Origin of the sequence: Acinetobacter kanungonis (assembly GCF_009939195.1) — a bacterium.
Classification (GTDB): domain Bacteria; phylum Pseudomonadota; class Gammaproteobacteria; order Pseudomonadales; family Moraxellaceae; genus Acinetobacter; species Acinetobacter kanungonis.
On sequence record NZ_JAACKC010000007.1, the window covers coordinates 63,892 to 76,456 of the forward strand.

General features: G+C 41.6%; 12 protein-coding genes. 2 read left to right on the top strand and 10 right to left on the bottom strand.

The window, feature by feature from the left end; genetic code table 11:
• The 8 genes from msbA to GWK51_RS13380 form a co-directional block, all read right to left on the bottom strand.
• Nucleotides 1-1,728 carry a lipid A export permease/ATP-binding protein MsbA gene (msbA, locus tag GWK51_RS13345; RefSeq protein WP_161934080.1) on the bottom strand — a complete coding sequence of 576 codons (1,728 nt, stop codon included), beginning with the start codon at nucleotides 1,726-1,728 and terminating at the stop codon, nucleotides 1-3.
• Nucleotides 1,728-2,150 carry an ExbD/TolR family protein gene (locus tag GWK51_RS13350; RefSeq protein WP_142768934.1) on the bottom strand — a complete coding sequence of 141 codons (423 nt, stop codon included), beginning with the start codon at nucleotides 2,148-2,150 and terminating at the stop codon, nucleotides 1,728-1,730. The genes msbA and GWK51_RS13350 overlap by 1 nt, the downstream gene beginning before the upstream one ends.
• Nucleotides 2,151-2,158: 8 nt before the next feature.
• Nucleotides 2,159-2,797 (bottom strand): MotA/TolQ/ExbB proton channel family protein, encoded by a 639-nt coding sequence (locus tag GWK51_RS13355; protein WP_161934081.1) that lies wholly within the window; start codon nucleotides 2,795-2,797, stop codon nucleotides 2,159-2,161.
• Nucleotides 2,798-2,822: 25 nt separating this feature from the next.
• Nucleotides 2,823-3,710, bottom strand: coding sequence for a ParB/RepB/Spo0J family partition protein (locus tag GWK51_RS13360; RefSeq protein WP_100242408.1), 888 nt, complete (start codon nucleotides 3,708-3,710; stop codon nucleotides 2,823-2,825).
• A complete protein-coding gene (locus tag GWK51_RS13365; RefSeq protein WP_100242407.1) occupies nucleotides 3,707-4,489 on the bottom strand; it encodes a ParA family protein in 783 nt (260 codons plus the stop codon). Before GWK51_RS13365 ends, GWK51_RS13360 begins: the two co-directional genes overlap by 4 nt.
• A gap of 21 nt (nucleotides 4,490-4,510) precedes the next feature.
• Nucleotides 4,511-5,143, bottom strand: coding sequence for a 16S rRNA (guanine(527)-N(7))-methyltransferase RsmG (rsmG, locus tag GWK51_RS13370; protein WP_100242406.1), 633 nt, complete (start codon nucleotides 5,141-5,143; stop codon nucleotides 4,511-4,513).
• 85 nt (nucleotides 5,144-5,228) lie between these two features.
• Entirely contained in the window at nucleotides 5,229-5,918 is a 690-nt protein-coding gene (murU, locus tag GWK51_RS13375) for an N-acetylmuramate alpha-1-phosphate uridylyltransferase MurU (protein WP_161934082.1), read from the bottom strand.
• On the bottom strand, nucleotides 5,915-6,931 hold the full coding sequence (locus tag GWK51_RS13380; protein ID WP_161934083.1) for an aminoglycoside phosphotransferase family protein: 1,017 nt from the start codon (nucleotides 6,929-6,931) through the stop codon (nucleotides 5,915-5,917). Before GWK51_RS13380 ends, murU begins: the two co-directional genes overlap by 4 nt.
• Nucleotides 6,932-7,051: 120 nt before the next feature.
• Here GWK51_RS13380 and GWK51_RS13385 point away from each other — a divergent pair, with 120 nt between their 5' ends.
• The gene (locus GWK51_RS13385; RefSeq protein ID WP_161934084.1) at nucleotides 7,052-9,493 is read left to right on the top strand and encodes an LPS-assembly protein LptD; all 2,442 of its coding nucleotides are present in this window, start codon (nucleotides 7,052-7,054) and stop codon (nucleotides 9,491-9,493) included.
• A 16-nt stretch (nucleotides 9,494-9,509) separates the two neighbouring features.
• Nucleotides 9,510-10,820 (top strand): peptidylprolyl isomerase, encoded by a 1,311-nt coding sequence (locus GWK51_RS13390; protein WP_161934085.1) that lies wholly within the window; start codon nucleotides 9,510-9,512, stop codon nucleotides 10,818-10,820.
• A 186-nt stretch (nucleotides 10,821-11,006) separates the two neighbouring features.
• On the opposite strand, the gene hfq is transcribed toward GWK51_RS13390, so the two are convergent.
• On the bottom strand, nucleotides 11,007-11,525 hold the full coding sequence (gene hfq / locus GWK51_RS13395) for an RNA chaperone Hfq (RefSeq protein ID WP_142768940.1): 519 nt from the start codon (nucleotides 11,523-11,525) through the stop codon (nucleotides 11,007-11,009).
• 95 nt (nucleotides 11,526-11,620) lie between these two features.
• Nucleotides 11,621-12,565, bottom strand: a complete 945-nt coding sequence (miaA, locus tag GWK51_RS13400) for a tRNA (adenosine(37)-N6)-dimethylallyltransferase MiaA (protein ID WP_161934087.1) — start codon at nucleotides 12,563-12,565, stop codon at nucleotides 11,621-11,623.

A 12,565-nucleotide genomic window follows, 5' to 3' on the forward strand; every position in this document is an offset into this window, starting at 1 on the left:
TTAGTTTTCCTCAAAATTACGCTGATGTAACTGGAAATAGGCGCCACGTTTTTCAATCAATTCTGCATGAGAACCATGCTCAACAATACGTCCTTGATCCATCACCACAATACGGTCTGCATTTTCAATGGTCGACAGACGATGTGCAATCACAATGGTGGTTCGATCCTGCATTGCCGAATCAAATGCACGCTGAATAAAATATTCAGACTCATTATCTAAAGCACTGGTGGCTTCATCTAAAATTAAAATCGGCGCATTTTTTAAGATTGCACGCGCAATCGCAATACGTTGACGCTGACCACCTGATAAATTCAAGCCTTGCGCACCCAATTGAGTGTCATAGCCTTGCGGTAAAGCCATAATAAAGTCATGTGCATAAGCTGCCCTAGCCGCTGCGATCACTTGCTCATCTGTAGAATCTTGCAATAAACCATAGGCAATATTTTCACGTACTGTACGGTTAAATAACACGACCTGCTGATTCACCATCGCTATTTGAGCACGTAAACTGTTCACTTCAATCTCATCAATTGAATATTGATCTAGTAACAACTGACCTGAATTGAGCTCATGGAAACGTGGCAACAAATTCACCAAAGAGGTTTTACCCGCACCTGATCGACCAACCAAGGCAACCGTTTCACCCGCTTTGACCTGCAAATTAAAATCACGGATCGCATGATGACCATCAGCATAAACCAAATTTACATCTTTAAACTGAATATCACCTTTTAAGACAGGAGTTAAAGTCCCTGTATTTTTCTCTTCAGGCAGATCAATCAATTCAAATACTGAGTGCGCAGCCGCCATACCGCGTTGTAATTTCTCATTCACATCGGTCAAGGCTTTGATCGGCTTACTCAACATCCCTGCTGCTGTAATATAAGCAACAAATTCACCAGCAGTGGTATCACGTAAAATTTCAGGGCGCAAGGCAATCCACATGATAATACTCATGGCGATGGACATGATGAACTGTACCACAGGGCTGTTCAACTGCTGCACCACCACCATTTTCAAACCACGTTTAAGGTTTTCAATAGACGTCGCTTTAAAACGCTCTTGCTCATAAGCTTGCCCACCAAAACCTTTGACCACCACATTACCATTCACCGTTTCTTGCACCACATGATTCACATCCCCCATGGTGTCTTGCACTTGTAATGACAATTTACGCATGCGCTTCGAGGCTTTACGAATCAATAAACCAATCAGAGGTGCAAAAATCAGAATAATGAGGGTCAGGCGCCAGTTGGTATAAATCAAATAACCCAACAAGCCCAAGGTAATTAAACCTTGCTGCACAATCGTTTTCAAAGATTCAGAGGAAGCAGCCGTAAGCTGTTCCACGTTATACATAATTTTTGCAGTGATGTGGCCACTGGTATTGTCTAGATAATACTGCGAAGGCAATCGCAACAGCTTAGCAAAGACTTCCTGACGAATATCGAACACCAAGTTTCGCGAAATGACCGCTGTAAAATAGCCACCAATGAATGAGCCCACACCACGAAAGAACATCAACAACACCACCAAAAATGGGATAAGATTGGTAAAACCCTGATCCCGATGTTGAATGGCGGTAATAATTTTTTCCAGCAACTTTGCAATAGACACTTCGGTTGCTGCGTTAATAGCAAAACCAATGACGATTAAAATCGCTACGCCCCAAAACCGCTTTAGATAGCCTAAAAGACGTAGATAGACCTTGAAATCCTGATTCACTAATAACCTCGAGATGGTACTTTGGTACTGATATTCACATTCACAAAACCGAGCTGCCCTGCAACATCCATCACCCGAATAACGTCCTGATGAGTGGCTTTGGCATCTGCAGCAATCACAAACATTAAATCACGTCGCTCGTTAGAAATCTGTTTAATTGCAGTACTTAAATCCGCAACTTCTTTACTCGACAAAGCTTGCCCATTGACAGCATAGTGACCCGAAGAGTCTACAATCACTTCAATTTTTTGATTGTATTGCTTCGGAGGTACGCCTTGCGCATCAGGCAAAGTCAAATTCATGCGACTGAATTGATTAAATGTGGTTGATAACAGCAAAAACACCAAGATAAACAACAAGCAGTCAATCATTGGTGTCAAATTAATATGAATATCTTCAACTTGCCTACGCTTGAATTTCATATTCCACCTTAGCCTGCTTTACGGAGTTCTTGCTCTTCAACAGCAGAATTTTGATAGAAAAGTGCTGCATGGAATAAAGTTGATTGCTGTTCTAGCTCAGCAACATATTCCTGCACCAAACGTTGAAAATAGCGATAGGCAAATAAAGCAGGAATGGCAATCAGCATACCCGCTGCAGTAGTAATTAAGGCTTTCGAAATCCCTGGAATCATCATGGTTGGGTTGCTATTAGTACCAATATCAATCACCAAGAAAGACTCAATAATCCCGACTACAGTACCCAACAATCCCAACAACGGTGCTACCGCACTTAACGTCCCCAAGAAATTGATATTTTTTTCCAAATAACCAATTTCTTGAGATGCGGTTGCTTCCATTTGTGCGCGCGCATATTGCTCGGTGTGTTTTCTGCTTTGCAAACCTGAGACTAAGATACGCCCTAGGCTACTCGACTGTAGGTTTTGACTATTTTGTAATTGTTGTACGACCTGCTGTACATCCTGTCCTCCACTTAACAGTAGCTCTTTTGGCAACACCATTGAACGCTTTAAACGAATAAAACGTTCAATCGCAATCGCAACTGTAAAGATGGAGCATAAAACCAGTGGAATCATTAACCACCCACCAGCTTTTACTAATTCCCACATTATTCTTCCCCAAGAATTTTAAAAATTAATCAGCTAAACAAATATTCAAAATACCATCCAGCTCATCGAGTGAATGATAATGAATCACCAGTTTGCCTTTACCCTGCTTATTATGGTCAATTTTTACATCAGCACTAAAACGCTCAGCCAAACGCTGCGTGAGTTGCTGTAAATCTGGTGCTACTTCCGTTTTCGCTTTTTCAGTTTTTGGCGCAGTCAGCTCACGCACCAATTGTTCTGTTTGACGTACAGACAGGCTTTTTGCAATCACTAACTCAGCAACTTTTATTTGTTCTTTCGCTTTCAAAGTTAGAATTGCACGCGCATGCCCCATATCAAGTTCGCCTTGCTGCATCATGTCTTTCACAGGCTCTGCCAAAGTCAATAAACGCAGTAAATTACTAACAGTCGTGCGGGCTTTACCCACAGTGTCAGCAATTTCTTGATGGCTTAATCCAAATTCATCATGGAAGCGTTGTAGCGCCAAGGCTTGGTCAATTGGATTTAAATCTTGACGCTGAATGTTTTCAATCAATGCCAATGCAATCGCAACTTGATCATTCAGATCGCGCACCAAAGCTGGAATTTCAGTCAATCCCGCCAATTGAGCCGCACGCCAGCGACGCTCACCCGCAATAATTTCATAAGGATATGCTTCATCCGCAATTGGACGAATCACAATCGGCTGCATCACGCCATGTTTTTTAATGGATGCCGCTAATTCCTGTAAATCATTTTCATGAATAAAACGACGCGGTTGATATTCACCACGTTTAAGCAAATTGACATCAATTTGTTTCAGCTGACCATGATCCAATGCTTGAACTTCAAGTTGTAATTTTTCTTTTTGGATTGACCCAAGCAAGGCATCCAGACCACGACCTTTGGCAAGTCCGCGTTTTTTTAAGGTCATGCTTTACTTCCTTTCTTCACTTTGCTTTTCTTTAAAATCTCAGCTGCTAAATTTAAGTAAGCAACTGCACCCTTTGAACTTTTTTCAAAATAAATAATCGGTAAACCGTGTGCTGGTGCTTCAGCCAAACGTACATTACGCGGAATCACTGAGTCATACAGTTTTTTCCCAAAGTACTGTTCTAGTTCTGCAGACACATCACGGGTCAAGGCATTACGACCGTCATACATGGTACGCAATACACCCACAACTTCTAAGTCAGGGTTCAATGCCTGTTGAATACGGTCGATAGTTTGGGTTAAGTCCGCCAAACCTTCGAGTGCATAATATTCGCACTGCATTGGAATAATCACACCTTGCACCGCTGCTAAGGCATTTACCGTGATTAAACTCAAGCTTGGTGCACAGTCCACAATAATATAATCAAAAGCATGATCGATACTTTGCAATGCATCACGCAAAATAAACTCACGACCTTCCTGCTCGGCAATCGCAAGTTCTACACCCGCCAAGTCACGGTTTGCACCAAGGACTTTATAACCCACTTCTGCTTTGCTAATTGCTGTTTCAATTGGCACTTCACCCAAGAGGACATCGGTAACTGAATATAATAGGTCATTCTTTTGAATGCCCGACCCCATCGTGGCATTACCTTGTGAATCCATATCCACAAGTAAAACCCTTTTTTTCAGCACGGCTAATGATGCTGCCAAATTAACTGCGGTTGTGGTCTTTCCTACGCCACCCTTTTGGTTCGCAATCGCAATAATTTGAGCCATGACCCCAGTCCTTCGAAATAATTAAATCTGTTTCAATAATAATAAATGGCGTTGCTCATCTAATCGAGGTACTTTCAACTCGATAATTTCACAACTGTATTCATCTTTTAATGCGATAATTTCATCTTCAGGAATCAAGCCTTTCATAGAGGCAATGATGCTCTTGTCATGCATATAGGGCTTGGAAGCAGTTACAAAGTCAGTCAGTGAAGCAAACGCTCGACTGGTAATGACATCAAACTGTCCTAAATCACGAATACTATCTTCATCTTCAACACGTGTTTGCACAGCAATCACATTTTTTAATTTTAAGTCTGCAATAAACTGTTTTAAGAAACGAATCTTTTTACCATTAGAATCCAACAGTACGCAATCACGTTCAGGCTGACATAATGCAATGATCATGCCCGGCATACCGCCACCTGTACCAATATCAAGCAAACGCCCTTGAGGCAAATCCTTCAAAATACTCAAGCTATCAAGCAAATGCTTGACCAGCATTTCTTTAGGATCACGGATTGCAGTTAAGTTATACGCCTTATTCCAAAGAACTAAAGCGTCTTGGTATTTGAGTAATAAATTTAAAGTCTCTTCGCTGAGCTCTAAACCTAAAGCTTGACTACCCTGCTTTAGTTCTTGAAAAAACGTGTGCATATACAATTAACGTCTCGAAAATGTTAGGTGAAGTATACCGATTTATACATGAAGTCATAGTGGCTTATGCTTAGTGAATATGCACTTAAGCATACATGCCTTGCCGAATCTGCAAATCTAGGGCAGATAAACGCTCTGGCGTACCCACATCGACCCAAGAAGCCTGCATTTTTTCTGCCGCAACACGACCATCCAGCATGGCCTGTTTTAACAATGGTGCTAACGGACGCTTGCCATTTTCCAGACCAGCAAACATTTGTGGATGTAATACCGCGACACCACTATAGGTCAAATCTTCGCCTTGTTGCGCTTGTTCAAAAGTATAAGCACGTCCATTCACCAGCGTGAAATCACCTTGTAAATGTTGTGGTGGATTCTTAACGAAGACCAAATGTGCCAGATCCTGATTGAGTTCGACATCGAGCAATGAGGCAAAATCGAAAGTCGTCCAGACATCACCATTAACCAAAATGAAAGGCTCTGTACCCAATAATGGTAAAGCATTAATAATGCCACCAGCGGTTTCCAAACCTTCTTCTTCGCGCGTCCACAAAATATTAACACCAAACTGCGAACCATCACCCAAAGCACCAATCAGCACATCTGCCAACCATGCAGAATTAATCACAATTTCAGTGACGCCAATCTCTTTGAGTTTTTCGATGTGCCAAACAATCAGTGACTTACCACCAACTTCGAGCAAAGGCTTAGGCTTATAAAGGGTTAAGGGACGCATCCGATTCCCTAAACCTGCAGCTAAAATCATGGCTTTCATGCAGCAACAACCTCGTATTTGCCATATTTTTGTTCAAATTTCGGCATTACTTTAACCTGAATAAACTGCATAAATGGTTGTAATTCTGCATATGGCTTGCTTTCTTCTAACAAATACCACATGACACGTGGCAAGTCTTTAAGATAGCCAGATTTACCATCACGCTCAAACAAGCGCACAAAAATGCCTAAAATTTTAATATGGCGTTGAATAGCCATTAAATCTGCATCTTGCTTAAACTGTTCAAAGTCGCGCCCTTCTTTTGCTGAAGCAGGCAACAACTCATAAAACACTTTAAACCAGCCATACACGCGTACAGGATCCCACTGCACGTAGGCATCACGGGTAATTGAAATCAGATCATAGGTATCTGCGCCAATCACCGCATCCTGAAAGTCGATCACACCCTGCTCTTGCTCACCAGCTAAAAGCATTAAATTACGACTATGAAAATCACGATGCACAATTACTTGTGGTTGAGCCAACGCAGCATTGGCTAAAATCGCAAATGTCCGTTTAATCAATGCAGATTCTTCATCCGTCGGTTGAATCTGCAAACTTGGCAGCAACCAATCGGTGAGCAATGACATTTCAGTCATTAACTTTTCATAAGAATATGCTGGGAAATGACCTTCACCATTAATCGTCTGCAATTGAATCAACTGTTTAAAGCTTTGCTCATAATGCGTATCAACCGTATGGTCATCTAACTGTGTAGAGAGCAACACATCGCCAAAATCTTCTAGCAACAACAGGCCGTGCTCTAAATCCTTCGCCACAATATGCGGTACTCGCACGCCATGTGCATCAAAAAATTCATCAATCGACACAAAAGGTACACAATCTTCTTTCTCAGGAGGTGCATCCATCAACATAAATGTTTTATTATTCAAATTGATTCGTGCATAACGACGGAAGCTAGCATCGCCTGCTAAAAAATTAATTTCAAATTGATCTGAACCAAGTACAGATGTAATCCATGTTTGTATCAATTGTTCACGTTGTGTATTCATTTGCGATAAATTCTAATACAGGCTGAGTTTTTAAAGTGCTAAGTGTAGCCACTTATCAACTTTTTCTCTATGATGCGACAATAATTAATTGCGATTAAGCATACTTGGTTAATGATACAAATGAAGCATCAGTTTAAATTCAATCCTTTAGCGACTGCTATTTTCAGCCTCTTATGCGGAAGCTCGATTACGGCATACGCAGATACATCTAATACTGTTTCATCCCTAACCAACGACCAACTTAAAGCAAGCATAAAAGAAGCCTATGCAGGGCAACACTTTTTTGAACAATACTATGTAGACAAATCTGCACCAGAAGCTCAACAACGTCAGGGCAAGTCTCTGAGTGGTGCGTATTGCCAAGGTGCATGGGTAACACCTATTGCTTCTAGTCAGGCGACTGTCGACCCAAGCAATGCAACTTCCGTTGTGACTGCTGACTATGGTCATTATGACCCAAATGGTGACTCTGTACTTGAAGGGAATGTCATGATCGACCAACAAGGTCGACAAATTCGTGCAGATAAAATCACCATTGATAAAACGCAGACTTATGCCAATGCGCAAGGTCGTGTGCAAATGGCACAAGCGGGTCTCTTGGCACAAAGCGATCAAATTAATTACAACCTAAAAACCCAGCAAGGTGACTTAAACAATAGTTACTACATTGCTGAAGAACAACATGCTCACGGGCATGCGGAAAAGATTGCACGCACCTCAGAAAATGTGGTGATGTTAAGCAATGCGACCTACAGCACCTGCCCTCCTGAACAAAAACCAACTTGGAAGATTCAGGCTAACAGCATTGAACTAAATCAAGAAACAGGACGCGGTGTCACCAAAGGCACCAAATTGTATGTTAAAGATGTACCCGTTTTGGCTGTACCCTACTTTAACTTTCCAATTGATGATCGTAGAACCACAGGCATTTTAACACCTGGTTTTGGTTATACCAATGACGGTGGTATTGAGTTTTCTGTACCTGTCTATTTGAATCTTGCCCCGAATTATGATGCCACACTCACACCACGCTATATGAGTGATCGTGGTGCCATGATTGACGCTGAGTTCCGCTATCTCACCGAAAACTTTGGCGAAGGGAAAATCTGGGGAGGCTACCTACCTTCAGATGAAAGCTATGAAAATCAAGATCGTAAAGATTTACATGTATTACACAAATGGCAAATTAACGACAGTTTTTCAACCAATCTAGAATATAACTATGCATCGGATAAAGATTATTTTACCGATTTAAACAACAACCCTAATACAAAAACAGACTTGAACCTGCGTCGTGCTTGGGAACTCAATTATAAAAATGGTGTACCGGGACTAACTGCACAGTTAAAGGTTGAAGACTTCCAGACTTTGGATAAAACCGTTTCTGATGAAGATCGTCCGTATGCTCGCTTACCGCAGTTTTTATTAACCTATAAAGGTGGAAATCCACAAGGTTTCCAGTACGAGTTTAATAACGATACTGCTTATTTCAAAAAGAATATTGGCAGCACCACTTCAGCAACCTCAGAACCAAGTGGCACACGTATCTATAATGACTTCGCTGTCCGTTATAATTACCGCAACCCTTGGTCATTTGTTATTCCAGAAGTATCGGTACGCAGCATTAATACCTTCTACGACCAAGATACAATCACTGCGCAACAAAGCCAGACCACAAGTGTCAGCTCAGACCAGAACAAATCTGTGGTTGTACCGCAGTTTAGCTTAGATACCGGCTTGACCTTCGAGAAAGATGGTAAATATCTGCAAACCATCACTCCACGTGCGTTTTATGCTTATGCACCGTATGAAAATCAATCAGATTATCCAAACTTCGATACCATTAGTGCTTCAATTAACTATGACCAACTGTTCAGCTCAAAACGCTTCTATGGTCATGACCGCTTAGAAGATAACAATTTCTTATCTTTAGGGGTAAGTTATAGCCTGTTTGATGATATTGGTTTAGAGCGTTTAAAAGCCAGCGTGGGTCAAAGCTTCTATTTTGATGATCGCCGTGTCACCTTAGATGGCACAACAGATGAATTGAACACCGAATCACACACAGGTCCAATTGTTAGCCTATCAAGTCAATTGTCTGAACATTATCGACTTAGCGCAAACTCTGCATGGATGGCGAATGGAGATAATGCACAACGTGACGTTCAACTCTACTATATGGGTGATCAAGGCAATGTCTACAGTGCCGGATATTTCTATCGTAAAGAAATCACCAATCGTCAAGATAAATATGACCAATTTGTTGCATCATTTATACAACCAGTACATAACAACTGGCGTATTATGGGGCACGCTCAATATGACATGGATAACAACGTTGCGCGTGAATACTTGCTTGGCGTGAATTACGAATCGTGCTGCTGGGGAATTTCCCTATACGGACGTTCTTACTACAACGACTTAGATGATGTAAGTGATTCTAGCGTTAAACCTAAAAAAGCTTTCATGGCTGAAATCAACCTGAAAGGTTTAGCTGGTTTTAACAACAAACTGGCATCCATGCTTGAAAATCGAATTTTAGGTTACGATCGTATTAATTAATTTGGACACGATGTTAATGAAGACAAAACAGTTAAAACAATTCTTTAAGGCAACTGCACTCGCTATTGCCCTTTCTTCATCAATGCCGACATTTGCACAGACTTCCGATGAAGTTGTCGCAGTTGTCGACAACAGTGTCATTTTACGAAGTGATTTAGAACAAAGCGTTGCTGAAACCAAACACCAATTAGAAGCTCAAAAGCGCCAAGTTCCGCCCGATCAGTATCTTGAGCAACAAGCACTAGAACAACTGATATTACGTCAAACTCAATTAGAGCAAGTAAAACGCTATAACATTAAAGCAGATGAAAAGAGCTTAAATGAAGCAGTCTTAAAAGTTGCCAACCAATCTGGAAGCAACTCTTTAGAAGCTTTCCAACAAAAATTGGATAAAATGGCGCCCGGTACATACGAATCATTACGCAAACGTATTGCTGAAGATTTAGCCATCAACCGTTTACGCCAACAGATCGTCATGTCACGCATTAAAATTAGTGACCAAGATGTTGCAAATTTCTTGAAAACGCCACAAGGCCAAGCAGCTTTAGGTAGTCAGGTTCATGTGATTCATGCCCGTGTATCAGGAGAAAACAATGTTGAGGCTGTTGCCAAACTAGTCCGCACCGCTTTAGACAATAGCAATGATATTGCTGCTATTAGCAAGCAATACAGCACCAATGACGCTAAAGTCGAAGGTGCAGACATGGGCTTTAGAAATCTTTCAGAAATTCCAACAGAGCTTGCAGCGCGCGTGACTCCATTACAAGTGGGTCAAACCAGCGAGTTAATTGCCGCTCGTGATGGTGTGCATATTATCAAACTGTTAGAGCGTAAAGGATCTGAGCAAAAAGCGATTATCCCGCAATACAAAACGCGACATATTTTGATTCAACCCTCAGAAGTGGTTAGCCCTGAAAATGCCAAGCAAATGATTGACAGCATTTACAATCGCTTAAAAGCAGGCGAAGATTTTGCTGTTCTTGCGGCAACCTTCTCAAATGATTCAGGTTCTGCACGTGATGGCGGTAGTTTAGGTTGGGTCAGCCCTGGCGTGATGGTTCCACAGTTTGAAGAAAAAATGAAAAGCACACCTGTAGGACAAATCAGTGAACCCTTCCAAACCCAGTTTGGCTGGCATGTTCTGCAAGTTACCGAGACTCGTCAACAGGATATGACACAGGAATATCAAGAGCGCATGGCGCGTCAAATCTTGGGCGAACGCCAATTTGATACGGAACTTGATAGCTGGTTACGTGAAATTCGCAACAATGCCTTTGTTGAGATTAAAGATCCTAGCTTAGATCGCAAGAACAACAAAACCTCTTAAAGATCTATCACAAAAAGCCAGTCCAAAATGACTGGCTTTTTTATGTGCAACATGCAATACAATCATCGATCTTACATTCTCATCTTAACCGCTATCAGCAATTAAGCTCAAAAGCCCTAATTACTCTTTCATGCTTTTAGGCAAAAAAAAGCCTCTCAACAGAGAGGCTTTTATCATGAATATCAATTAACGATTGTTGTCGTCTTCTTGAGAGTCATCAAATTTAGTTTCGCCATCAAAGCTACCTTGACCACCGAAGCCGCCTTGACCGCCGAAGCCGCCACCTTGACCGCCGAAGCCACCTTGACCGCCGAAGCCGCCACCTTGACCACCGAAGCCACCTTGACCGCCGAAGCCGCCACCTTGACCACCGAAGCCACCTTGACCACCGAAGCCGCCACCTTGACCGCCGCCAAAGCCACCGCCTTGACCACCACCAAAGCCACCACCTTGACCACCAAAGCCTGTACCTTGCGCACCAGCTGGGGCACCAGCAGGACGTGGGTTACGAGCAGGAACAACCGTAGAAATAGCGTGTTTGTAAACCATTTGGCTTACAGTATTTTTTAATAAAACAACATATTGGTCAAAAGATTCAATATGACCTTGTAACTTAATACCATTAACAAGGAAGATAGATACAGGAATACGTTCTTTACGGAGAGAATTCAAGAACGGATCTTGCAAAGTTTGACCTTTAGACATGTTATACAACTCCAAAAAATATTAAAAATCAGCGCAAAAAACTATCTTTATTTTTCAATTAAAAATTATAAAAAAGACAGTGTGTAAATTTTGCTTTATCCGTAACAGTTTCGCAAGTCTTCTTGAGCCTGCTTTATTGTTAAATATGTTTTAAATTTATGCGACTGTTGCAAAGATCTTAACCATGTATATTGACGTTTGGCAAGTTGTCGTGTCGCAAAAAGGGCTTTATCCTCCATTTCTTTCTTATTTTCGAGACTTTTGTCGCTTTTTAATAAAAAATCCAAGGCTTGTCGGTAACCCACTGATCTCATTGAAGGCAAATCATCAGTTAGATCGTATTTTTCAATTAGTGATTCCACCTCATTTAAAAAACCGATTTCCCACATAATTTCCAAGCGTTTTTCAATTCGCTGATGTAATTCTAACCGATCTGGCAACAAAGCATAATTATGAAAAGTGTAACGATATGGTACATTTTTTGGCTGTTCTGCCTGTAGTTTGGTAATTGGCTGCCCTGTGATCCGAAACACCTCTAGCGCACGAATAATACGCTGCTTGTCACTGACCTTGAATTTTTCTCCTGCCAATGGATCCACTTCGCACAGCGATGCGTATACCGCTTCCCAGCCTTCACGCTCACCTTGTGCTTCAATTTCTGCTCGAATCGCATAATCCGCACTCGGTAAGTTACTCGACAATCCTTCAAGCAAAGCTTTGAAATAAAGCATGGTGCCACCAACCAAAATTGGGGTTTTACCCTTCGCATGAATCTCATCAATTAAACGTGAGGCATCTTCTACAAACTGCGCGGCAGAATAGACCTCCAATGGACTAATGATGTCGATTAGATGATGCGGATACTGCGCCTGCTCTGCTTTACTCGGCTTTGCAGTGCCTATATCCATATCTTGATAAACCAATGCCGAGTCTACAGAAATCAATTCGAAATTGCCCTGTTCATATAACTCACATGCTAAAGCCGTTTTACCGCTGGCTGTAGGTCCCATCAAATTAATGACAGGCAATTGATTCGACAT